This is a genomic window from Bosea sp. AS-1, assembly GCF_002220095.1.
Taxonomy (GTDB): Bacteria; Pseudomonadota; Alphaproteobacteria; order Rhizobiales; family Beijerinckiaceae; genus Allobosea.
In genome coordinates, this window is sequence record NZ_CP022372.1 from 4590419 (window position 1) to 4612025 (window position 21607).

Sequence of the window (21607 nt, forward strand, 5' to 3'; positions counted from 1 at the left end):
TCATGAGCCCCTTACGGGCTGTTTGCGTTTCGTCCCTTGCCTTCAGGCAACCAGGATGCCGGCCTTGGCCTCGCCCACGTCCTGCGTGGCATGCGCTCCCTGCACGCCGTAGTCGCGCTTGGCGGCGTCCGGAGAGACGAGGCCGAGCGCGATGTCGCGGGCGATCGCATCGCGCGAGCGCTCTGCCGCCGGGCCGTAGCCAGCGCCGCCGGCGAGCACGAGCTCGACGATCTCCTGCGGCTGCCTGACCTGGACCAGCTCGCCGGTGCCGACGTCCTTGAGTACATGGCCCTGCTCGTCGATCACCCGGCCCGAGGCTCCGCCACCGGCCTTGCCACCGAACAGGCCCGGGATCGGGTTGTTGACGCCTTCGGGATAGAGCGAGACCAGCGTCGGCAGCCCGTCATCGGAGAGCTTGCGCAGCCGCACGCGCTGGCCGAGGCCACCGCGATGCTGGCCGGCGCCGCCGGAGTCGGTGAGATAGGTCTTCTCGACCACCAGAACCGGCACGCGCGACTCGAAGGTCTCGATCGAGGTGTTCGCCGCCGAGGTCGGGTAAAGCAGGCCCGACTTGCCATCACCATGGGCCGAGCCGCCCTGGCCGCCGCCGACGAAGAGCATGTCGGAATAGGTGTCACCAGCCGAATCCCGGCCATAGACGCTGGCCGCGACGGGCAAGCCGGTGAAGGCCTGGACCTGCCTCGGCGCAGCTTCCGACAAGGCGCGGAAGATGTTCGGCGCGAGATACCAGCCGGTGCGGGTGCGCAGGTTCACCGCCAGCGGCTTGTCGCAATTCAGGATCGAGCCCTTCGGCGCGTCGATCGAGAAGGCGCGGTAGCAGCCGGCATTGCCGCGCACATTCGGCGTCAGCATGCACTTCAGCGGGTAGGTGGCGTGCGCCATCGTGTAGTTGAGTGTGCAGTTCAGCCCGCCCTGCGGCAGCTGCGGCGGGGCGCCGGCGAAGTCCAGATGGATCGTGTCGCCCTTGACCGTCAGCGCCAGCGGATAATGCATCGGCGTGCCGAGCGGGTTGTTCGAGACGGTGCCGTGATAGGTGCCGTCCGGCAGCGCGCGGATGGCCTCGCGCATCGCCTTCTCCGAGCGGCTCTGCACGACATGGGCGAGCGCGCGCAGGTCCTGCATGCCGTAATCGGTCAGGAAGGACTGCAGCCGCTCGGCGCCGATGGCGTTCGCCGCAACGAAGGAGTGCAGATCGCCGAGCACCTGCTCGGAGTTGCGCACGTTCTCGCCGAGCAGGCGCACCAGCGTCTCGTTGATCTTCCCGGCCTCGAACAGCTTCATCGGCGGGATCTGGAAGCCTTCCTCGTAGATCTCGCGAGCGCGCAGGCTATCCTTGGTGCCGCCGATGTCGGAGACATGGCCGACCGTGCCCATCAGGCCGACGACGCGGTTGCCGAGGAAGACCGGCGTCACCACCGCGATGTCGAAGAGATGGCCGGCGCAGAGCCAGGGGTCGTTGGTGATCAGGACGTCGCCGGGCTTCAGCGTCTCGGCCGGGTAACGCTCCAGTAGCGCCTTGACCGCGCGCGGCAGCGTCAGGTTGAAGACCGGCATGGCGCGGGGGGAGTGCGCCAGCGTCTCGCCTTCGGGATCGAGCAGTTCGCACGCGAAATCCTGCGCTTCCGAGATCACCAGCGAGAAGGCGGTGCGGCAGACCGTCAGCCACATCTCCTCGACGACGTTGATCATGCGGCTCCACATGATCTCGAGCGAGATCGGATCGGCCTCGATCCGGCGCGCGGCTTCTGCCAGCGGCATGTCGGCGGTGATCGTGGTCTCGGCCGCGTTGGGCTGGGCGACATGGATGAGCAGGTTCAGCACATCATCGATGACAACGCTGTCGCCGGGCGGGACGATCGTGGTCGCCTCGCGCTCCTCGATGATGGCCGGTCCCGCGACGATGTCGCCGGAACGCAGCGCGTAGCGGTCATAGACCTTCGCCTCACTCCAGCCGCCCTCGAACCAGGCCTTGCGGGTGCCCTTGACCTTGGCAGAGGCATCGCCGCCGCCGGCCGCACCGGAGAGCGACAAGGTCGGCACGGGGCCGGCGCAACGGACGCGGAAATTGATCGCCTCGAGACGGGCCCCCTCATAGACCGAGGTGTAGCGGGCCGAATAAGCCTTGCTGAAGGCCGCCCGGATAGCTTCGAGGCTCGACGCATCGATGGTGCCGGCCGGCAGAGGCACGGAAATGTCGTGCATCTGGCCGACGAGGCGCATATCGGCCGAACGCTCGACCGTGACGTCGGCGGGCTTCACGCCGGCCTCGGTCAGGTGCTTGCGGCCTTCCGCCTCGAGCTGGCCCAGCAACGCGTTGACGGCGGCGGCGTCGAAGCCTTCCGAGAACTCGACCGGCAGCGAGCGCACCATGTCGAAGGAGAGCGGCGCGGCGAGGAAGCCGAGCGCGGAGGCCGCACCCGAGGCCGGCGGGATGATGACCTGCTTGACGCCGAGCACGCGGGCGACATCGACGGCGTGCGCGGGACCGGCACCGCCGAAGCCGACCATGGCGTAATGGCGCGGGTCCTTGCCCTTCTCGACGAGATGGACGCGGGCGGCGGCACCCATGCTCTCGACCACGACCTTGTGGATGCCCCAGGCGGCTTCCTCGACCGAAAGGCCGAGTGGCGTGGCCACCGTCGAGACGGCCTTGCGTGCCGCCTCGAGGTCGAGCGCCATGCGGCCGCCAAGGAAGAAGCCGGGGTCGTAATAGCCGAGCACCAGATTGGCATCGGTCACGGTCGGCTTCACGCCGCCCATGCCATAGCAGGCCGGGCCCGGATCGGAGCCGGCCGAATGCGGGCCGACCTTGAGCAGGCCGACCTCGTCGATCGCGGCGATCGAGCCACCGCCCGCGCCGATCTCGATCATGTCGATGACGGGTGCCTTGATCGGCAGGCCCGAACCCTTGGCGAAACGGTTGACGCGGCCGGCTTCGAGCATCGGCGCGATCTCGGCGCGGCCGTCCTCGATCATGCAGGCCTTGGCGGTGGTGCCGCCCATGTCGAAGGAGATCACGTCCTTATGGCCGGCGAGTTCGCCGAACAGGGCGGTGGCGAGGCCGCCGCCGGCCGGGCCGCTTTCGAGCAGGCGGATCGGGAAGGTGCGTGCCGTCTCGGGCGAGACCAGGCCGCCGGCCGAATGCATCAGCGTCAGCGAACCACGGAAGGAGCGGGCGGCGAGCTCGCGCTCCAGGCGCTCGAGATAGCGGCGCATCAGCGGCTGGACATAGGCGTTGGCCGCCGTGGTGACGAAGCGCTGGTACTCCCAGATCTCGGCCACGACCTCGCTCGACAGCGAGACGGTGAGCTCAGGGCAGGTTTCGCGGACGATGCGGGCCGCTTCCTGCTCATGGGCCGGGTTGCGGTAGCTGTTGAGGAAGCAGATCGCGATCGCCTCGCAGCCGGCGGCAGCCAGCTCACGGGCGGCGTTGCGCACGGCCTCGGCATCGAGCGCGGTGACGACCTTGCCGTCACGGTCGATCCGCTCGGGCACCTCGAGGCGGAGCTCCCGCGAAACCAGCGGATCGGGGAAGGTCAGGAACAGGTCGTAGATGTCGTAGCGCTGCTCCGTCCCCATTTCGAGGATGTCGCGGAAGCCCTTGGTGGTGATCAGGCCGAGCTTGGAGCCCTTGCGTTCGATCACGGCGTTGGTGACGAGCGTGGTGCCGTGGACGATGTCGCCGACATCGGCGAGCGTGATGCCGGCCATCTCGACGAGCTCGCCCAGCCCGATCAGCGCCGCTTCGGACGGGTCGTGCGGCGTCGTCAGGCGCTTGTGCAGGCGCACCGAGCGCTCCTGCGAGTCGTAGAGGATGAAATCGGTGAAGGTGCCGCCGATGTCGAAGCCGATACGCCAACGATTGCTCATGGAGCGGTCTCCGCGATTGAGAGGTTCAAGGGATAGAAGCGCTTGTCCTGGAGCAGGGCCGCGATCTCCGCGGCGCCCTCCCCCAGTGAACGGATGATGGCGAGGCGCTCGGCCGGCTCGACCGTGGCCGCCGGGAAGGAGAGGCAGAGCGCGACCTCGTCGCCGGTCGACGGATCGCCGACGGCGACCGAAAGGGCGCGCACGCCGCGCACCGCCTCGTCATGGGACTCGGCGAAACCCTCGCTGCGGACGCGAGCCAGCCTTGCGAGCAGTTCATCCATGTCGCGCGGCGCGGTCTCGGAAGGCGCGCTGAAGCCGGCGGGGTAAAGCGCGCGCACCTCATCGTCGGAAAGCCGGGCAAGCAGGGCGCGCCCCGTGCTGGAGGCAAAGGCGGGGATGCGATCGCCGATCGCGGTGACGACCCGCAGCGCGTGCCGGCCGGGGTGAGCGGTCACGGCGACGATGTCGGTAGCGCGTCGAACACTGATGTAGCCGGTATGGCCGATCCGATCCGAGATATTCCCGACCACGGCGTCGGCACGGTCGATCACCGAGGCGGCGAAACGATAGATCTGGCCAACCTGGTTGAGCAGCAGCGAAGGCCGGTAACGCTTGCTGTCGCCGACGGTCTCGAGAAGCCCCTCGTCCCGCATCGACCTCAGCAGGCGCGAGGCGTTGCTCTTCGGCATACCCAGCAACGTGACCAGATCCGTGACGGTGACGTCATGCCGCGTGCTGGAAAAGCAGCGAAGCACATCCGCAGCCGCCGACAAGATCGTCATCTGCCTGCCCTAGGAAGTTTCAAAAAATGGAACTTAAGTTCCGTTAATAGAAACATGACATCGAATCCGAACCGCGTCAATCGGCCGCTGCGGTGCGCCCGTCACCTCGCCGGGGATCACTCCGGCAGAGCAAAGCGGCGATCCGGGATGACGGCGGAAGGGTTGGCAGAAGCGCGCGCCACGCACCGAAAGCCCCGTCCAGGCTTGGCCTGCGGGGTTTTCGGGCTGTTACATCCGAGGGGATGCGCGGCGTTCGCAGTCGACGGCTGCGTGCCGATGTCGAGTCGATGTCGAAGTGTCGGACAGCGACGACCTCGCGCCGTTCGGCTCCGCGCACGGGTATCTGGGGGGTCCGCTTCGTTCTGGGTTCCGGCGAAGAGCGGGCCTCCCTGTTGGGCTCGGACGAAGTCGACACCTCCGTGCCTGACGAGCCCGCAACGGCTCGGGACACGAAGCCCGCAATCCCAACCGGCCCGCGATGCCTCGCGAAGCCCTTTCGGTCGGATGGGACACGTGGAGAATAAGTCCGGGCCGAAGCCACGGGGATAAGTTGGATTGCTGGATGCGATCGGTATTCAGCCGCGCGCGGGCAGCAACGTCCCGCTCAGCGCGGCTCCTCGACATAGGTCGCGACGAAGCGGACCAGCTCGCTCTGGCGGGCCGTGCCGGTCTTGGCGAAGAGGCGCTGCAGATGGGTGCGAGCGGTCGTGGGCGCGATACCAAGCCGCTTGGACGCGATGATGGTGTCGAGGCCTTCGACGATCAGCGCCAGCATGCGCTCCTCGGTCGGCGTCAGCCCACAGGCTTCGGCGACCTGCCCGAGCTTGCGGCCCATGGCGACCTCGGGATCATCCACCGAGAGCACGAAAAGATCGATGCTTTCGAGATGGACGACATCGATCGCGATCTGGCGACCGCAGCGCAGCGAGAGTGACAGCCGGGCCTCGTCGATGCTGCTTCCGGCCCGGCGGCGCTTCAGCCACGACTGAAGCCGCGCCATGAATTCCTTATCGGCCGCGGTGAAGCGGTCGGGGCCGCCGAGCCCATCGTTCGACAAGGCCTGGGCACCGCGGTTGCTGAACTGGACGTTCAGATTGGCATCGATGACGAAAACCGGCTTCGAAGCCTGGCAGGTGGCATCAGGCACGCTCTCGCGATGCGCCGCGAAGGGCGCGTAGCTCGCCTGGCCGGGAACCGAGAAGTGGAGCGACATCGAAATATCCATCCCTGTTGTCGCGGATCGTCGCGACGCCCCGGCGGCGGCCGGTTCGCCCGGCCTGGGCGGGCAGAGCGCACGTCCGTATGCCTTCGTCGCGCCGGAGCGGATAAAGGTTCAAAGCGGGCGCCGCCTTTTGGATTGTCATTGGACTGTTAAAATTCGAGCAAACCGGCTGCTCACGAGAAACCGTGTCAGACCTGGAGCGAAAGCCGGTAGATGTAAGTATCTCCCCGGAATAGCCCCTCGACATACTCCAGCATGTCGCCGTCCGCGCCATAGCTGCGGCGCTTGATCAGCAGGCAGGGGAAGGGCCGCTTGAAGCCGAAGATCGCGCACTCCTCGGGAGTAGGCGCGGCCGCCTCGATCGTCTGCTCGCAGCGGATGAGCGGCAGGCCAAGCTCGGCAAGCTTGGCATAGACCGAGCCTGAGAGGTCGCTCTGTGCCAGCCCGGGCGCGCGCTCGAGATTGTACCAGGCGATTTCCCGCGACATCGGCACGCCGTCGCCGGAGCGCACGCGCACAAGCTTGAGCAAATCGATATGGGACGAACGGCCGAAGATCGAAGCGATGGAACGGTCGTTCACGACCTCCCGCTCGAGGATTTGCGAAGACGGAACCCGGCCGAGCTCGCGCATCTCCTCGGTGAAGCCCTTCAGCCGGTCCATGCCCGAATGCAGGCGCGGCCCCGGCCCCTGCACGACCGAGCCGAGACGGCCCTGGGCGCTGAGCAGCTTGCGCTCCCGCAAGGCATTGTAGGAGCGCTGTACCGTGGTGCGACTGATGCTGAGCCGCTCGGCCAGCTGGCGCTCGGCCGGCAAGGTCGTCCCGGGCGGCAGGGTGCCGTCGTCGATCAGCCGCGTCAGCTGATCTTCCAGCTGCTGATAAAGCGGCTTGGCCGTATCGTCGCGCAGCTCCAGCAGATCCTGGAACAACGGTTTGGGCGCAGGCAATTCAGGCTCTGTCGGTGGCTGCATGATTGTGACACAAACCGGGTAGCAGGAGTTGAACGGGGAAATCAAACGCGATGACCTCTCGGCCCGTCTTTGTGCTGGGCAGCTTCGTGATCGCCTGCTCGGCGAAAGTGCCCCGCTTTCCGCGCCCCGGCGAAGCGCTCGCCGCGGACATCGTGACCATCGAGCCCGGCGGCAAGGGCTTCAACCTCGCGATCATGGCCCGCCGGCTCGGCATGGCGGTGGACGGCCTCCTTGCCATCGGCAGCGACCTCGCGGCCGGCTTCGCCGCGCCCGCGCTGGCGCGCGCCGACCTGCCGGACAGCCTGCTCGTCACCATCGCCGGCCCGACGGGCAGCGGCGTCTGTTTCACCGACAGCCGGGGCGAGACCAGCGTCGCCATCGCCAGCGGCGTCAACGCTGCCGTCACCCGCGCGCATATTCGTGAACGGGCCGGCACGATCGCCGGCTCCGCGCTCGTGATGGCGCAGTTCGAAACGGCCGATGCGCCGATCGCCGAGGCCTTCGAGATCGCCGGACAAGCCAGTGTCCCGACCCTGCTCAATCCCTCGCCCTTCCGGACGATCCAACCGGAGATCCTGCAGCGGACGAGCATCCTCATCGTCAACGAAACCGAGGCCTCCGACCTGGCGGCGGCGATCGGCCACGACCCGGCCAGCGCGGCCGACCCTGCCCGCTTCGTCACCGAGCTGGCCCCGGCCATCACGGCACTGGGGCCAGCCCTCGTCGTCATGACACGCGGGGCATCGGGCGCCGTCGCCGTGCCGCGCGACGGAGAGGCGATCATCCAGGGCGGCATCGCCGTCGACACCGTCGATACGCTCGGGGCCGGAGACGCCTTCGCCGCGACGCTCGGCGTGGGCCTGGCCCGGAAACACGGCCTGACCGAAGCGCTTCGGGAGGCTGCCGCGGCCGGTGCGCTCACCACGATCCGCCACGGCGTATTCGATGCCCTGCCGACGCAGGCGGCCATTGTCGCGCTACTCGCGAGGGTGTGATTTCGCGGCTGAAGGCCTCGCGAGGCTTTGGATTGCTTTTGGACTTCACGCAACAAGCCCATGCTGCTAGCCTGAGGTCGTGGCTGCAAGGATGCGGCAGCCGAAGCATGCGGAGAAACGTCATGCCGGCCCAGAACCTCGATACGGTGATGACCGCCGTGGACCAGCTCCTGACGGGAGCGATGGACGAAGCGCAGATGCCGGCCGCAGCCGAAGCGCTGCGGCGGCTCTTCAACGGCTCGAAAGCCTGCTTTGCCGGTTTCGGTCCACATCCGGACGATTGGGTCTCCTATGCGACCCATGTCGACGAGACATTGCAGGCACGTTGCTTCGGCGATCTCGCCCGCGATTTCATCGAGATGGGCTTCGCCCTGCGCAATATCCCGCTCGGTCAGGTCTATCAGGACCATGAGGTCCATGGCCGAGAGAGGCTGCAGCACAGCCGCGTCTGGCAGGAATGGATGCAGCCGCAGGACATGTATGGCGGAATGGCCTGCCGGCTGGCGGAGAATGGCGAGGCGTTCTGGTTCTTCGACGTGCAGCGCGGCCGCCAGCAGGAGACGTTCGACCGCGACGACATCGCCCTGCTGGCGAAGCTCTATCCCGTCCTGCGCCGGATCGTCGAGGTTCGTCGGCATCTCGGCCGGATCGCCATCCAGCGCGACGAAGCCCGCAGCGCTCTCGACGCGCTGGCGATGGGCATCGTCATCGTCGACCAGGATCTGCGCATCGTCTATGCGAACGAGGAGGCCGACGAGATTCTGGCCGACCCCGACGGCGCTCTTTCCCTGCGCCAGGGCCGCGTCTTCGCGCGCCAGCCGACCGAGCAGCGCCTGTTCCGGCAACTCGTGGAAGCCGCGGCGCATGGCGGCGGCGACCCGCTGGCACATCAGCGGAGCAGCATGATCCTGAGCAGTGGCTGCGCTCATTCGCTCTCTGCCTGCGTCATGCCGGCGGCCTCCCCCGTGCCCGCTGGATCACACCGCAAGATCATGATCGCGTTGCGCCGGCTCGACGCCGCGACCGACATGGTCACCTGCGCGCGGCAGCTTTTCGACCTGACCGAAACCGAAGCCAAATTCGCCTCCGCCCTGGCGAGCGGGTTGTCGTTGACGGAGGCGGCCGAAGCCCAGGGCGTCCGGATCTCGACCGCAAGAACCCATCTGGCGCGGATCTTTCAGAAGACGCATACGCGCCAGCAGAGCCAGCTCGTCTCCCTCCTGCGCAGCGCGGCCCTCCCCTTCCGCGGCCGTTGAGGGCCGGTCGACCGGCTCCCCGCAGCCCAGGCCAAGACTAGCCGGCCTTCGCCAGCGGCTTCGTCATCCAAATGACGGAGAGGGGAGTCTCCGGATCAGGCCGAGGGCCGGTGCAGCCGCCCGCCGGTCAACGGATGCGGCACGCCGGTCGTCGAGGACAGGCTCAGCGGCAAGCCGCGGACCGAGCGGATGGCGAAATAAGCGAAGATCTGCGCTTCCAGCGCATCGCCGTTCCAGCCAACCGTCTCGACCGGCTCGACCGGCACGCCGAGCCGCTCGGCCAGCCGCTCCATGAAATGGCGGTTCAGGCGTCCGCCGCCACCGACGAGCCAGCGGCGCGGCCGCTTCGGCACATGGCGCAGCGCTGCGACGATGCTCTCGACGGTGAAGGCCGCGAGCGTCGCGGCGCCATCCGCATCCGAGAGCGGCTCGACGACCTGGGCGCGGCGGTGGAAGTCGTTGCGATCGAGCGATTTGGGTGCCGGCCGGTCGAAATAGGGGTTGGCCATGAAGCCGGCGACGAGATCGTCATGAACCCGGCCGCTTGCGGCGAGCGCGCCGTCGGCGTCATAGGGCCGACCGAGGCGACGCAGCATGAAATCGTCGAGGATCGCGCTGGCCGGCCCGGTGTCGAAGGCAACGACGGCATCACCGTCGACATAGGTAACGTTGCCGACACCGCCGAGGTTCAGCACCATCACGGGCTGATCCAGCCCCTGTACCAACGCGCGATGATAAAGAGGCGCGAAGGGCGCGCCCTCGCCGCCTGCGGCGACATCGGCATCGCGGAAACGGTCGACCGTCGGGATGCCGAGCGCATCGGCCACGGCCTGCCCGTCGATGAGCTGGCGGGTGAAACGACGCTCAGGGCGGTGATAGATCGTCTGGCCATGCAGGCCGATGAGATCGACGCCGCCGAAATCGAGGGCCTGATCGGCGGCATAGTTGCGGATGGCGGCGAGATGATCCGCCGTCACGGCCGCTTCAAGCTCCGCCAGCGGTTCGGATGCGGCGCGTTCCGCATCGGCGATGACCGCCTGCAAGGCGCGGCGCGTCTCGTCGCGATAGGGATAGGCGGCACCGGGGCCCAAGGAGAGCCGATCGCGCCCGTCGCTCGTCACCAGCGACACGTCGATGGCATCCATCGAGGTGCCGCTGATCACGCCGATCGCGGACAGGATCGCTGCCGGGTCAGAGAGACGATCCGCCAATTACGGCTCCTTGCAACTCCCGGCGGGCCGGCTCACTCGCCCGGCTGCGGGCCGTCATAGCCGCCGATGATGACGAGATCGGACTGGCCGGCAGCGCTGAGATGCTTCACCGCCTCCTGGTATTCCGGGGAAGCGTAGCAGGCGCGGGCCGTCTCCTCGTCCTTGAACTCGATGACGACGTTGTGCTTGCGACCCTCGCCCCGGGCGAGCTTGTACTCCCCGCCGCGCACCAGGAACTTCGCCCCGTATTTGGCGAAGGCGACGGCGTTGAGCGAGCGATACTTGGCGTAGGCTTCGGCGTTCTCGACGTCGACCCGCGCGATCCAGTACCCCTTAGGCATGGCTCAGGCTCCTTCGACGGCAACGAGATCGATCTCGCCCGCGCCTTCGCGCAGTTTGCGGGCCTCGGCATATTCCGGCGAGAACAGATAGGCCCGCGCCGACTCGAAATCCTTGAACTCGATGATGATGTTGCGGGCGCGGCCTTCGCCCTCGCCTACCGTCATCTGGCCACCGCGCACGATCGGCGTGCCGCCATAGATCTTCATCACCTCGGAAGCCTTGGCGGCATAAGCGCCCCATTTCGTCGCGTCGGTGACCTTGGCGCGGCCGATGACATATCCCTTGGGCATGGTGCTATCCGTTGGCTGAATCGGTTCGACAGCGAGCTTACGAAGCCGCGACGATCTCGTCCATGACCGCGCCCGCCGCCGCACGCGGGTCTGCCGCGCGGATGATGGGACGCCCGACGACGAGATGATCGGCACCGACGCGGATCGCCTCGGCCGGGGTCAGCGTGCGCTTCTGGTCACCGGCCGCGCTGCCCGAGGGGCGGATGCCGGGCGTGACGATGACCATGTCGGGCCCAATGACCTCGCGCACGATCTCCGTCTCGGCGGCCGAGCAGACGATGCCGTCAATGCCGGCGGCGCGCGCCTGCTCCGCGCGCAGGCGCACGAGATCGCGCACCGCGAGCCCATAACCGGCATCGCGCAGATCGCCGTCGTCATAGGAGGTCAACGCCGTGACGGCGAGCAGCTTCAGCGCCGCATCACCGCGCCCCTCGACCGCGCCGCGCATGGTCTGCGGATAGGCATGGACGGTGAGGAAGGTGACGCCGAGCTTGGTCAGCGAGTCGACGCCTTCGGTCACGGTGTTGCCAATGTCGTGCAGCTTGAGGTCGAGGAAGACCTTCTTGCCCTCCGCGACGAGCTGGCGCGCGAGATCGAGCCCCCCGGCGAAGGCGAGGCGATAGCCGATCTTGTAGAAGGAGACACCATCTCCCAGCGTCGAGACGAGGCGATAGGCGTCCCACACGGTCGGCACGTCGAGCGCGACGATCAGGCGGTCGCGGACATCGTTGATCTTCTGGTTCATCAACCGGCTCCCTGAGTTTCGAGGGAAGGCGCACGATTCGAGATGGGATGCAAGGGCGCAACCTGCGCCCGGTCCCGCGAAGCCATGCTCCAGGACATTGGCGCTGTTCCGAAAACCGCATTCCCCTGACCGGATCGATCCTCTAGGCGTCGCGCTCCGCTTCTCTGGAGACCCTTTCGAGTATGTCCTGGACCGCGCTGACCGGTTTCCTGTTGCTGACAGGCATCGCGGCCTATGCCCAAACGCTCACCGGCTTCGCCTTCGGCCTCATCACCATGGGTGGCGTCGGCCTGACCGGCCTGCTGTCCCTGCCCGATGCAGCGATGCTCGTCAGCGTACTGACACTGGTCAACACGACGCAGATGCTGGTGAAAGGTTGGCGCGACGTCGACTGGCGCAGGTTCGGGCTCGTGACGCTGGCAAGCTGGCCCGCCCTCTTCCTCGGCTTCCGGATGCTGGACTGGCTCGCCGCGAGCCGCGCCGACCTGCTGCGGCTGGCACTCGGCCTCGTGATCATCGTCTCCAGCCTGCAGCTCGCACGGAAGCAGAAGCCGCAGCGCGAGCCGTCAGGGGCACCGAGCTTCCTGTTCTTCGGTGGCATCGCCGGACTGATGGGCGGCCTGTTCTCGACCGCCGGACCACCGCTCGTCTATCACTTCTATCGCCAGCCGATGCCGCTCATCGTGGTGCGCGAAACGCTGGTGACGATCTTCGCCCTGAACGCGCTGTTCCGGACGGGCCTGGTTGCCGCGTCGGGCCAGCTGCCGGCGCCCTCGACGCTCTCCGGCCTTCTCGCCATCCCGATGGTGATGGCCGCGACGCAACTGGCACGCCGCTACCCGCCCCCGATCTCGCAGCTCACCATGCGCCGCGTGGTGTTCGCGCTGCTGTTCCTGTCGGGCGTCTCACTCGGCGCGCCGGCCGTCATCCGCCTCGTCGCGCAGGCGATGTGACGGCCGGTTTCCCCGATCTCAGAACTGCGGCATCTCCGGCTGCTGCGCCGAGAGAACCTGCTGGAAGACCTGATCCCAGACGTCGGGCGGCTGCGCACCCGAAACAGCGAGCTTGCCGTCTATGATGAAGAACGGCACGCCGGTGACGCCGACCTCGCGGGCATGGTTCTCGAGCCCGATCACCGTCTCGCGCAATTCGTCATTGGCGAGTTCGTCGCGGGCCGCCTGCTCGTCGAAACCCTGCTCGACTGCGATCTGGACCAGCGTCTCGAGATCGCCGACATCGCGTCCATCCTGCCAATAGGCCTTGAACAGGGCAGAGGTCATGTCGCCGCCGCGCTGCACGGTCGAGGCGGCCGCGACCAGCATATGGGCCATGCGGGTGTTGACGCTCTTCGTCACCTTCGCCCAGTTGAAGGTGACGCCGCTTTCCAGCGCCGCCTCCGACAACCGGAGCTCGATCTCCTTGCGCTTGCCGGGGCCGAACTTGCTGTCGAGATATTGCGTACGGTCCATGCCTTGCTCGGGCATCTCCGGATTGAGCTCATAGGGCAGCCAGGTGATCGCGAAGCGCTCGGTAAGCCCCCTGCGGGCGAGCGCCGTCTCCAGCCGCGTCTTGCCGATGAAGCACCAGGGGCAGGCGATGTCGGAGACAATCGCGAGCGGCATCTTGTCCTGCATGTCGATGTCCTTCCTCTCAGGCGGGCGGGTAACGATGCTGCCCGCCATGCCGGTCTTCGGCGATCGCCTCCGCGCCCGGCATCTCGCAACCGGAGAGAAACGAGGGGCCGACCGGAATCTTGCCGGCGCCGCCGGGGATGTCGAGGATATAGGTCGGCTGGCACAACCCCGAAAGGTTGCCGCGCAGGCTTTTGACCAGCGCCTGCCCCTCCTCCAAGGTGAGCCGGAAATGGGAGGTGCCGGGCGCGAGGTCCGGATGGTGCAGGTAATAGGGCTTGACGCGGTTCTCGACGAAGGCGCGCATCAGCGCGCCGAGCGTGCCGACATCGGCATTGACGCCCTTGAGCAGTACGGACTGGCTGAGCAGCACATGGCCGGCATCGGCCAGCGTCGCGATCGCGGCGCGGGCCTCGGCGGTGAACTCGCGCGGATGGTTCGCGTGGATGGCGATATAGCTCGCCTTGCCGGGGATGCGCAGCGCCCTCGCATAGTCAGGCGTGATCCGGCCGGGATCGACGACCGGCACGCGCGTGTGCCAGCGCGCGACCTTGATATGCGGGATCGCGGCGAGGCGCTTCGCCACATCGCGAATGCGGCGGGCCGAGAGGATGAAGGGATCGCCGCCGGTCATGATGACTTCCCAGATCTCCGGCCGGGAGGCGAGATAGGCGAGCGCAGCGTCGAGTTTTTGGCCTGTCAGCGCATCGCCGCCGGGGCCGACCATCTCGCGGCGGAAACAGAAGCGGCAATAGACCGGGCAGGCATGGACGAGCTTGAGCAAAGCGCGGTCGGGATAACGATGGACCACGCCCTCGACCGGGGAATGAGCGTCATCGCCGATGGGGTCGGCCAGCTCCTGCGGCAGCGTCGTAAGCTCAGCCACGTCCGGGATAAACTGGCGCGCGATCGGATCGGCCGGGTCGGCCGGGTCGATCAATCCCGCGACGGCCGGCGTCACCGAGACGGCATAGCGCTCCGCCACCTTCTGCAACGCCTCGCGGCGCGCGGGCGTGGCGAGGCCGGCCTCGACGAGCACGTCGATGCTGCGCAAAGGCTGGCCTCCGGGGGGCTGATGAACGGTCATGCCTTTCCCCTGCCCGGTTCCGCGACCGGCGTCCAGAGCACATCCTCGATCCGGCGAGCGCCGACGCAGAGCATGACCAGCCGGTCGAAGCCGAGCGCAATGCCGGACGCCGCCGGCATCAGCGCCAGCGCCGCCAGGAAATCCTCGTCGACAGGGTAGCGCTCGCCATAGATGCGCTCCTTCTCGTCCATATCGGCCTCGAAACGGCGGCGCTGCTCTTCCGGGTCGGTGAGCTCGCCGAAGGCATTGGCGAGCTCGACGCCGCAGGCATAGAGCTCGAAGCGCTCGGCCACACGCGGATCGCCGGGTTTCGGTCGGGCGAGCGCGGCCTCGCTGATCGGGTATTCGCAAAGGATCGTGGCACGGCCACGGCCGAGATGCGGCTCGATCCGCTCGGAGAGCACGCGGCTGAAGATGTCGGACCAGCTATCGTCAGCCGCCAGCCGAATACCGGCGGAAACGGCCTGCGCAGCCAGCGCGGCACGGTCGGTCGCGCCTTCGGGCGAGACGGTCGTGAGCAGGTCGATGCCGGCATGGCGGGCGAAGGCGTCGTGCAGCGTCAGCCGCTCGGGCTCGGCAAAGGGATCGGCTTCGCTGTCCCGCCAGCGCAGCATGGCGGCGCCAGAGGCGCGGGCCGCCTCGGCCAGCAGTGCTGCGCTATCCCGCATCAGCACCTCGTAATCCTCGCCGGCGCGATACCACTCCAGCATCGTGAATTCGGGATGGTGCAGGGCCGTGCGCTCGCGATTGCGGAAGACGCGGGCAAAATCGAAGATGCGCGTCTCGCCCGCCGCCAGCAGCTTCTTGGCGGCGAATTCGGGCGAGGTGTGCAGGTAATAGGGATGCGGCGCGGCGGCGTTGTCGATCAGCGTCGTGCCGAAGCCATGCAGATGCGTCTCGTTGCCGGGCGAGAGCTGCAGAATCGCCGCCTCGACCTCGGTGAAGCCGCGCGCCTCGAACCAGCGCCGCAGCGCCGCCTTGATCCGCCCGCGTGCGAGCAGAGCCGGGCGGCGGTCGGCATGGATGTCGGGCCGCCAGAACGGCGTCGGAGAGGAACTCATCGAATCTCGTGTCGGATGCGTCGCAAAGCTTTCGTTTCGCGCGCGAATGCGGTAGTTGCGCGGCGACAGGAATTTGCATAGCGCGCGGGCGCGCCGCGCACCAGAAGGACATTCACGTGGTCAAGGTCATCGCCTCTTCCGTCCGCAAGGGCAACGTCCTCGAAGTCGACGGGCATCTCTGCTCGGTGCTCTCGGCCGAGAGCTTCTTCCCCGGCAAGGGCACCCCGACGACGCAGATCGACATGCGCCGCATCGCCGACGGCGTGAAGGTGACGCAGCGCTACAAGACGACCGAGCAGGTCGAGCGCGCCTATGTCGAGGACCGCGACTTCACCTATCTCTACCAGGACGGCGAGCAGTACGTCTTCATGAACCCGGAGAACTACGACCAGCTGCATGTCGACAAGGACGTGGTCGGCGATTCCGCGCCCTACCTCCAGGAAGGCATGAAGGTCTCGCTGTCGGTGTTCGAGGACAAGGCGGTCGCGATCGAACTGCCGCAGCGCGTCACGCTCGAGGTCGTCGAGACCGAACCCGTGACCAAAGGCCAGACGGCGTCCTCCTCCTACAAGCCGGCGATTCTTTCCAACGGCGTGCGCAGCGCCGTGCCGCCGCATGTCGGCGTCGGCACCCGCATCGTCGTGATGACGGCCGACGGCTCCTATGTCGAGCGCGCGAAGGATTGATCTGCCAGAGCACGCGCCGGTCCGATCGAATGCGATGGAACCGGATCACACGTTCTCTCAATATTGGAGAGACGGATTCACCAATCAGGTTGAAACAACCTGACCGGATCCGGCTCTAGGCAGAGCGCCGCGGAAAATTCTCCTCTATAGATTCACGCAGCGGGCCCTTTCCGGGCCCGTTGTCGTTTTCCGAGGATATCCATGACGCTCACAGTCAAGGCAGCCGCCCTTTCCGGCTTCGTGCAGACGCTCAAGGCGCTCGACGCCATTCTCGACAAGGCCGTGGAACAGGCCGAGGCTCGCAAGATCCAGCCGGAAGTGCTGCTGACGGCCCGGCTCGCGCCCGACATGCTCGCCTTCACCCGCCAGATCCAGCTCTGCTGCGACTTCGCCAAAAACGCGGTGGCGCGCCTCTCCGGCGGCGAGAACCCGCGCTTCCCCGACGAGGAGAAGAGCTTCCCCGAGCTGAAGGAGCGCATCGCCAAGACGCTTGCCTTCGTCGACGCCGCCAACGACGCCGCGCTCGAGGCCGGGCTTGCTCGCGAGGTCACCTTCCCCCGCGGTCCTTCGGCGACGGCGACGATGACGGGCGAGGCCTACCTCACCCGCTTCGCCATCCCGAACTTCTATTTCCACGCCACGACCGCCTACGACATCCTGCGCGAGAACGGCTTCCAGATCGGCAAGCAGGACTTCCTGAAGGGCGTCTTCGACGCCTGAGGCATCGGAGAGACAAGATGTCTCGGACATCGCCGATCACGATCGAGCACGCCTCTCCCCGGGATGCCGGGGAGATCGCCGCGCTCTATCTCGCCTCACGCGCCGAGGCCCTGCCCTATCTGCGCCGTTGCCACAGCGACGAGGAGGTGCGGGGCTGGATCGCGACGGTGAGGCTCGTGACCGGCGAGAACTGGGTCGCGCGGGAGGCAGGGCGCATCCTCGGCTTCATGGCGCTCGATGGCGAGGAACTCGATCAACTCTACCTGCTGCCTGGGCATTTCAGGCGCGGTATCGGCTCGCTCCTTATCACCAAGGCGAAGGAGCGTAGCCCGAAACGGCTCAGCCTGTTCACCTTCCAGCGAAACAGCGGCGCGCGGGCCTTCTACGAACGCCACGGCTTCCGCCTCGTCGACCTCAACGACGGCTGCCGCAATGAAGAGGGCGCGCCGGACGCGCTTTACGCGTGGCGAAACTCTTTTGCGACCGGGGGCTTGTAACCAGGGCAGCCCCTCCCCATCTCATGACCACGACGATGTCGAGGGCTCCACGGCCTTCCAGCGTCGGTGAAGACGGCCATGAGCCGAACGTGTGACGCCGGATGTACGCGCACCGTTCCGCTGCATGGCCGTTGGCGTTTCTGGGGTTCGCGATCCCTCCGACCGGTCACGCTCACCACCGGAGGCACCGCACGAGTGCCGCCAGCCCGGGACGAACCCAGCGCGTCCGTGCGGCTAATCCTGCAGAAACGGATTGTTCCGACGCTCCTCGCCGAGCGTACTGGCCGGGCCATGGCCAGGCAGGAACTGCACATCGTCGCCGAGCGGCAGCAGCTTGGCCTTGATGCCGGAAATCAGCGCCGCGTGATCTCCGTAAGGAAGATCGGTGCGGCCGACCGAGCCGGCAAAGACCGTGTCGCCCGCCAGCAGGAAGCGCAGATCCTTCTGGAAGAAGGTGACGTGGCCGGGCGAATGACCCGGAACATGCGCAACCTCGAAGGTCAGATCGCCCAGCGAAACCGTATCGCCATCCTTCAGCCAGCGTGTCGGCGTCACCGCCTTCATGCCATGGATGTCGAAGCGCAGGCCCTGCTCGGGCAGGCTGTCGAGCAGGAATTTGTCGCCCTCATGCGGGCCGATGATCGGGATGGACAGGGCGTCTGCGAGTTCCGTCGCGCCGCCGGCGTGGTCGAGATGGCCATGCGTCAGCCAGATCGCGACCGGCTTGACCCCGAGCTCCCTGATCGCGGCCTGCAGGCGCGGCACGTCGCCGCCCGGGTCGACGATCGCGGCCTGCTTCGTCTTGGTTTCCCAGACGATCGAGCAGTTCTGCTCGAACGGCGTCACCGGGATGACGGCGATCTGGAGCGGCGCTTGCGGCTGGTCGGTCATCAGAGGCCTTTCCCGAGCTGATCTGTCTTGCTTTCCGGTCCCCCCGGCCGCGGCACAGCACGGAGCGGGATGGCGTTTGCGCGATCGGATTACCGTCCGCCGCAGCGATTGGCGATCAGGGCCCGATAATTCGTCAGCTCGGAATCCATCTCGGCGACGTTGCGCGCGCGTTCGCCGCCGCTCTGACAGGTGGCGAAGATGGTGCGGGACTTCTGCAGATAGCCGACATGCTCGCGATAGGCACGGCACTGTGTCGCCTGATCGGCATTGGCCACCTGCGCAAGCTTGGTCTGCTGCAGCCGGAAGCCGGCCTCGTTCTGGAACAGGTCGCGCGAGCAGGTTGCCGGTCGCGGCTGCTGGGCAAGAGCCGGTCCCGCCAGCAGCAGCGCCAATGCGAAGGAAAGCACGAACCTCATCCCAGGTTGAGCTCCTTGAAGAAGTCGTTGCCCTTGTCGTCGATGACGATGAAGGCCGGGAAATCCTCGACCTCGATGCGCCAGACCGCCTCCATGCCGAGTTCCGGATATTCGAGGACCTCGACCTTGCGGATGCAGTCCTGCGCGAGGCGCGCTGCCGGACCGCCGATCGAGCCGAGATAGAAGCCGCCATGGGCCTTGCAGGCCTCGCGCACCGCGGCGGAGCGGTTGCCCTTGGCGAGCATCACCATCGAGCCGCCGAAGGACTGGAACTGATCGACGAAGGAATCCATGCGCCCCGCCGTGGTCGGGCCGAAGGAGCCGGAGGCGAAACCTTCGGGCGTCTTGGCCGGGCCGGCGTAATAGACCGGGTGGTTCTTGAAATAGTCGGGCATGCCTTCGCCGCGCTCCAGCCGCTCGCGGATCTTCGCGTGGGCGGCGTCGCGCGCGACGATGATGGTGCCCGTCAGCGAGAGCCGCGTCTTCACCGGGTACTGCGAGAGTGTGGCGAGAATCTCGCTCATCGGCCGGTTGAGGTCGACCTTGACGACATCGCCGCCGAGCTTCGCCTCGTCGACCTCCGGCAGGTACTTCGACGGATCGGTCTCCAGCGCCTCGAGGAAGATACCGTCCCTGGTGATCTTGCCCTTGGCCTGGCGATCGGCCGAGCAGGAGACGCCGAGCCCGATCGGCAGCGAAGCGCCATGGCGCGGCAGGCGGATGACGCGCACGTCATGGCAGAAATACTTGCCGCCGAACTGCGCGCCGACACCAAGCGACTGCGTCAGCTTGTGGATCTCCTCCTCCATCTCGAGATCGCGGAAGGCGTGGCCGGAGGGCGAGCCTTGAGTCGGGAGTGCGTCGAGATATTTGGTCGAGGCGAGCTTGACGGTCTTGAGGTTCTGCTCTGCCGAGGTGCCACCGATGACGATGGCGAGGTGGTAGGGCGGGCAGGCCGCCGTGCCCAGCGTCAGGATCTTCTCCTTCAGGAAGGCGATCATCCGGTCCTTGGTCAGGAGGGATGGCGTCGCCTGGAAGAGGAAGGTCTTGTTGGCCGAGCCGCCGCCCTTGGCGACGAAGAGGAATTTGTAGGCGTCCTCGCCCTCGGCATAGATGTCGATCTGCGCCGGCAGGTTGGTCGCGGTATTCTTCTCCTCGAACATCGAGAGCGGTGCGACCTGGGAGTAGCGCAGGTTGCGCTTGAGATAGGCGTCGTAGACGCCCTCGCCCAGCGCTGCCTCGTCCTCGCCTTCCGTCCAGACCTTGCGGCCCTTTTTGCCCATGATGATCGCCGTGCCGGTGTCCTGGCACATCGGCAGCACGCCGCCGGCCGCGATATTGGCGTTCTTCAGGAGGTCATAGGCGACGAAGCGATCGTTCGCGGTCGCCTCGGGATCGTCGAGGATCTTGGCGAGCTGGGCGAGATGGGCCGGGCGCAGCAGATGGTTGATGTCGACGAAGGCCTGCTCGGAGAGCTTGCGGATCGCCTCGCGCGAAACGCTCAGAACCTCGCGGTCGCCGATCTTCTCGACACTGACGCCTTCGCTGCCAAGCTTGCGGTAGGGCGTCTTGTCCTCGCCGAGGGGGAAGAGATCGACATGCGTATAGGCCATGGCCAGCAGCTCCGGAGCAGGATGCGCCGCGCCCCGCTCATGGCTGGCGCGGTGCCTTTCTGGCCGGGGTCATAGCCGGTCGCAGCCTCGCGTCCAAGCAGTCTTTAATCAGTCCAGTCTCAAGACCGGGCGACAGTCGCACCGGAATGGCACAACGGCTCAAGCCGCCTGGGCAGCGGATTCGGCCAGGATGGCGTAGATCGCGGCCGGGTCGCGGATCTTGCGGACCTGCTCCAGCACCGGCTGGTTGCGCAGCACGCGCGCAACGCGTGCCAGGGCCTTGAGATGGTCGGCGCCCGCACCTTCCGGCGCGATCAGCACGAAGATGATATCGACGGGCTGGCCATCCAGCGCATCGAAATCGATCGGCTTCTCGGCGCGCGCGAACAGACCGACGAGCCGATCGATGCCCGGCATGCGGCCATGGGGAATGGCGATGCCGTCACCGATACCGGTCGAGCCGAGGCGCTCGCGCTGCAGCAGCGCCTCGAAGATCTCGCGGTCGGGAAGGCCCGTCAGAGCGGCGGCATGCTGGGCAAGCTCCTGCAGAGCCTGCTTCTTGCCGTTGGCCCGCAGCGGCGAGATCACCGCAGCTGGGCTCAGGAGATCGGTCAGCGTCATTCGCCCGTCCATGCATGTCCCGTGCCGATGAGAAACGCCGCGGCACGGGTCAAGTTTCGACGGCCGGTGCGGTTACTCCGCCGGCCCCTCAGGACAACGATGCCGGCGGGTCAATCCAGCCGATATTGCCGTCGCGGCGGCGATATACGATGTTCATGCGCCCATTGCCAGCATGGCTGAAGACGATGACCGGCGCGCCGGTGAGATCGAGCTCGGCCACGGCGTCGCCAACGGTCATGCTGTGCAGGGATTTGGTCGATTCCGCAACGATTACCGGGTTATCGCCACCCGAATCGCCATCGACCTCCTCGATCTCGTCACCCGGAGCGGCGATCACATAGCTGGGGATTTCGATTCCGGCATCGCGGCCATTGGCGGCGGTACGGTCCTTCAGCCGACGCTTGTAGCGCCGCAACCGCTTCTCGATGCGCTCGGCCATCTTGTCGAGGCTGGCATAGGCATCATGGGCGGTGGCGGTGGCTTCCAGCGTGATCCCGGAGGAGAGGTGGATGACGGTGTCGGTGCGAAAGGCAGAACCGTCCTTGTCGACGGTGACATGCCCCTGATAACCGCCCTCGTAGTATTTGCTGACGGCTGCAGCGACCCGCTCCTCGGCCTGGCCGCGCAGGGCCTCGCCGACATCGAGATTCTTGCCGGAGATTCGCAAGCTCATGGACTG

At 66.9% G+C, this 21607-nt stretch carries 22 protein-coding genes; 6 read left to right on the top strand and 16 right to left on the bottom strand.

The features are described 5' to 3' along the window. Positions 1-42 precede the first annotated feature (42 nt). The 4 genes from CE453_RS23555 to CE453_RS23570 all read right to left on the bottom strand — a co-directional run bounded on the left by CE453_RS23555 (position 43) and on the right by CE453_RS23570 (position 6842). Entirely contained in the window at positions 43-3891 is a 3849-nt protein-coding gene (locus CE453_RS23555) for a hydantoinase B/oxoprolinase family protein (RefSeq protein WP_089176784.1), read from the bottom strand. Beyond that, positions 3888-4673 (bottom strand): IclR family transcriptional regulator, encoded by a 786-nt coding sequence (locus CE453_RS23560; RefSeq protein ID WP_089176785.1) that lies wholly within the window; start codon positions 4671-4673, stop codon positions 3888-3890. The genes CE453_RS23555 and CE453_RS23560 overlap by 4 nt, the downstream gene beginning before the upstream one ends. Positions 4674-5277: 604 nt before the next feature. Next, the gene (locus tag CE453_RS23565) at positions 5278-5886 is read right to left on the bottom strand and encodes a helix-turn-helix transcriptional regulator (RefSeq protein WP_198302194.1); all 609 of its coding nucleotides are present in this window, start codon (positions 5884-5886) and stop codon (positions 5278-5280) included. A 197-nt stretch (positions 5887-6083) separates the two neighbouring features. After that, a complete protein-coding gene (locus CE453_RS23570) occupies positions 6084-6842 on the bottom strand; it encodes a GntR family transcriptional regulator (protein ID WP_248307856.1) in 759 nt (252 codons plus the stop codon). A gap of 74 nt (positions 6843-6916) precedes the next feature. Here CE453_RS23570 and CE453_RS23575 point away from each other — a divergent pair, with 74 nt between their 5' ends. After that, positions 6917-7861, top strand: a complete 945-nt coding sequence (locus CE453_RS23575; protein WP_089176788.1) for a PfkB family carbohydrate kinase — start codon at positions 6917-6919, stop codon at positions 7859-7861. 122 nt (positions 7862-7983) lie between these two features. Next, positions 7984-9117, top strand: a complete 1134-nt coding sequence (locus tag CE453_RS23580; protein WP_089176789.1) for a helix-turn-helix transcriptional regulator — start codon at positions 7984-7986, stop codon at positions 9115-9117. A 95-nt stretch (positions 9118-9212) separates the two neighbouring features. Here CE453_RS23580 and CE453_RS23585 read toward each other — a convergent pair whose 3' ends face one another. Genes CE453_RS23585 through pyrF form a run of 4 tightly spaced genes read right to left on the bottom strand, consistent with a single transcriptional unit; the run spans position 9213 to position 11705 of the window. Then, complete coding sequence (locus CE453_RS23585) at positions 9213-10328, bottom strand: anhydro-N-acetylmuramic acid kinase (protein WP_248307857.1); 1116 nt, start codon at positions 10326-10328, stop codon at positions 9213-9215. Between the two features lie 32 nt (positions 10329-10360). Next, the gene (locus tag CE453_RS23590) at positions 10361-10669 is read right to left on the bottom strand and encodes a DUF1330 domain-containing protein (protein WP_089176790.1); all 309 of its coding nucleotides are present in this window, start codon (positions 10667-10669) and stop codon (positions 10361-10363) included. 3 nt (positions 10670-10672) lie between these two features. Next, a complete protein-coding gene (locus CE453_RS23595) occupies positions 10673-10960 on the bottom strand; it encodes a DUF1330 domain-containing protein (protein WP_089176791.1) in 288 nt (95 codons plus the stop codon). Between the two features lie 37 nt (positions 10961-10997). Beyond that, positions 10998-11705, bottom strand: coding sequence for an orotidine-5'-phosphate decarboxylase (gene pyrF / locus CE453_RS23600; protein ID WP_089176792.1), 708 nt, complete (start codon positions 11703-11705; stop codon positions 10998-11000). Between the two features lie 182 nt (positions 11706-11887). Between pyrF and CE453_RS23605 the strand changes: the two genes are divergently transcribed. After that, complete coding sequence (locus tag CE453_RS23605; RefSeq protein WP_089176793.1) at positions 11888-12658, top strand: sulfite exporter TauE/SafE family protein; 771 nt, start codon at positions 11888-11890, stop codon at positions 12656-12658. 18 nt (positions 12659-12676) lie between these two features. Here the strand turns inward: CE453_RS23605 and CE453_RS23610 are convergent, their stop codons facing one another. From CE453_RS23610 to epmA, 3 genes are read right to left on the bottom strand one after another with little or no spacing between them, the layout of a single operon-like run. Then, positions 12677-13387 carry a DsbA family oxidoreductase gene (locus CE453_RS23610; protein ID WP_089176794.1) on the bottom strand — a complete coding sequence of 237 codons (711 nt, stop codon included), beginning with the start codon at positions 13385-13387 and terminating at the stop codon, positions 12677-12679. Next, positions 13356-14423, bottom strand: a complete 1068-nt coding sequence (locus CE453_RS23615; protein WP_089176795.1) for a lysine-2,3-aminomutase-like protein — start codon at positions 14421-14423, stop codon at positions 13356-13358. Before CE453_RS23615 ends, CE453_RS23610 begins: the two co-directional genes overlap by 32 nt. Further along, entirely contained in the window at positions 14420-15484 is a 1065-nt protein-coding gene (gene epmA / locus CE453_RS23620; RefSeq protein ID WP_089176796.1) for an EF-P lysine aminoacylase EpmA, read from the bottom strand. The genes CE453_RS23615 and epmA overlap by 4 nt, the downstream gene beginning before the upstream one ends. A 116-nt stretch (positions 15485-15600) precedes the next feature. Between epmA and efp the strand changes: the two genes are divergently transcribed. The 3 genes from efp (at position 15601) to CE453_RS23635 (ending at position 17387) form a co-directional block, all read left to right on the top strand. Continuing rightward, positions 15601-16170: an elongation factor P gene (efp, locus tag CE453_RS23625; RefSeq protein WP_089176797.1), complete on the top strand. Its 570-nt coding sequence runs from the start codon at positions 15601-15603 to the stop codon at positions 16168-16170. 201 nt (positions 16171-16371) lie between these two features. Next, on the top strand, positions 16372-16890 hold the full coding sequence (locus CE453_RS23630) for a DUF1993 domain-containing protein (RefSeq protein ID WP_089176798.1): 519 nt from the start codon (positions 16372-16374) through the stop codon (positions 16888-16890). Between the two features lie 17 nt (positions 16891-16907). After that, on the top strand, positions 16908-17387 hold the full coding sequence (locus CE453_RS23635) for a GNAT family N-acetyltransferase (RefSeq protein ID WP_089176799.1): 480 nt from the start codon (positions 16908-16910) through the stop codon (positions 17385-17387). 234 nt (positions 17388-17621) lie between these two features. Here CE453_RS23635 and CE453_RS23640 read toward each other — a convergent pair whose 3' ends face one another. From CE453_RS23640 to hpf, 5 genes are all read right to left on the bottom strand, one after another. Continuing rightward, positions 17622-18278 carry an MBL fold metallo-hydrolase gene (locus tag CE453_RS23640; RefSeq protein ID WP_089176800.1) on the bottom strand — a complete coding sequence of 219 codons (657 nt, stop codon included), beginning with the start codon at positions 18276-18278 and terminating at the stop codon, positions 17622-17624. A gap of 89 nt (positions 18279-18367) precedes the next feature. Continuing rightward, positions 18368-18694, bottom strand: coding sequence for a hypothetical protein (locus CE453_RS23645; RefSeq protein ID WP_089176801.1), 327 nt, complete (start codon positions 18692-18694; stop codon positions 18368-18370). Next, positions 18691-20307: a fumarate hydratase gene (locus CE453_RS23650; RefSeq protein ID WP_089176802.1), complete on the bottom strand. Its 1617-nt coding sequence runs from the start codon at positions 20305-20307 to the stop codon at positions 18691-18693. The genes CE453_RS23645 and CE453_RS23650 overlap by 4 nt, the downstream gene beginning before the upstream one ends. A 159-nt stretch (positions 20308-20466) precedes the next feature. Beyond that, on the bottom strand, positions 20467-20928 hold the full coding sequence (gene ptsN / locus CE453_RS23655) for a PTS IIA-like nitrogen regulatory protein PtsN (RefSeq protein WP_089176803.1): 462 nt from the start codon (positions 20926-20928) through the stop codon (positions 20467-20469). An 88-nt stretch (positions 20929-21016) separates the two neighbouring features. Beyond that, positions 21017-21601 carry a ribosome hibernation-promoting factor, HPF/YfiA family gene (hpf, locus tag CE453_RS23660; protein WP_089176804.1) on the bottom strand — a complete coding sequence of 195 codons (585 nt, stop codon included), beginning with the start codon at positions 21599-21601 and terminating at the stop codon, positions 21017-21019. Between the last annotated feature and the right edge of the window lie 6 nt (positions 21602-21607).

Excerpts from the sequence above, each read along its gene's own strand:
- CE453_RS23590 (WP_089176790.1), bottom strand. The coding sequence starts at position 10,669 with ATGCCTAAGGGGTACTGGATCGCGCGGGTCGACGTCGAGAACGCCGAA.
- CE453_RS23575 (WP_089176788.1), top strand. The coding sequence starts at position 6,917 with ATGACCTCTCGGCCCGTCTTTGTGCTGGGCAGCTTCGTGATCGCCTGC.
- CE453_RS23645 (WP_089176801.1), bottom strand. The coding sequence starts at position 18,694 with ATGAGGTTCGTGCTTTCCTTCGCATTGGCGCTGCTGCTGGCGGGACCG.
- CE453_RS23630 (WP_089176798.1), top strand. The coding sequence starts at position 16,372 with ATGACGCTCACAGTCAAGGCAGCCGCCCTTTCCGGCTTCGTGCAGACG.
- CE453_RS23605 (WP_089176793.1), top strand. The coding sequence starts at position 11,888 with ATGTCCTGGACCGCGCTGACCGGTTTCCTGTTGCTGACAGGCATCGCG.
- hpf (WP_089176804.1), bottom strand. The coding sequence starts at position 21,601 with ATGAGCTTGCGAATCTCCGGCAAGAATCTCGATGTCGGCGAGGCCCTG.
- CE453_RS23595 (WP_089176791.1), bottom strand. The coding sequence starts at position 10,960 with ATGCCCAAGGGATATGTCATCGGCCGCGCCAAGGTCACCGACGCGACG.
- CE453_RS23555 (WP_089176784.1), bottom strand. The coding sequence starts at position 3,891 with ATGAGCAATCGTTGGCGTATCGGCTTCGACATCGGCGGCACCTTCACC.
- pyrF (WP_089176792.1), bottom strand. The coding sequence starts at position 11,705 with ATGAACCAGAAGATCAACGATGTCCGCGACCGCCTGATCGTCGCGCTC.
- CE453_RS23615 (WP_089176795.1), bottom strand. The coding sequence starts at position 14,423 with ATGACCGTTCATCAGCCCCCCGGAGGCCAGCCTTTGCGCAGCATCGAC.
- CE453_RS23640 (WP_089176800.1), bottom strand. The coding sequence starts at position 18,278 with ATGACCGACCAGCCGCAAGCGCCGCTCCAGATCGCCGTCATCCCGGTG.
- epmA (WP_089176796.1), bottom strand. The coding sequence starts at position 15,484 with ATGAGTTCCTCTCCGACGCCGTTCTGGCGGCCCGACATCCATGCCGAC.
- CE453_RS23580 (WP_089176789.1), top strand. The coding sequence starts at position 7,984 with ATGCCGGCCCAGAACCTCGATACGGTGATGACCGCCGTGGACCAGCTC.
- CE453_RS23565 (WP_198302194.1), bottom strand. The coding sequence starts at position 5,886 with ATGTCGCTCCACTTCTCGGTTCCCGGCCAGGCGAGCTACGCGCCCTTC.
- CE453_RS23650 (WP_089176802.1), bottom strand. The coding sequence starts at position 20,307 with ATGGCCTATACGCATGTCGATCTCTTCCCCCTCGGCGAGGACAAGACG.
- ptsN (WP_089176803.1), bottom strand. The coding sequence starts at position 20,928 with ATGACGCTGACCGATCTCCTGAGCCCAGCTGCGGTGATCTCGCCGCTG.
- CE453_RS23560 (WP_089176785.1), bottom strand. The coding sequence starts at position 4,673 with ATGACGATCTTGTCGGCGGCTGCGGATGTGCTTCGCTGCTTTTCCAGC.
- CE453_RS23610 (WP_089176794.1), bottom strand. The coding sequence starts at position 13,387 with ATGGCGGGCAGCATCGTTACCCGCCCGCCTGAGAGGAAGGACATCGAC.
- CE453_RS23635 (WP_089176799.1), top strand. The coding sequence starts at position 16,908 with ATGTCTCGGACATCGCCGATCACGATCGAGCACGCCTCTCCCCGGGAT.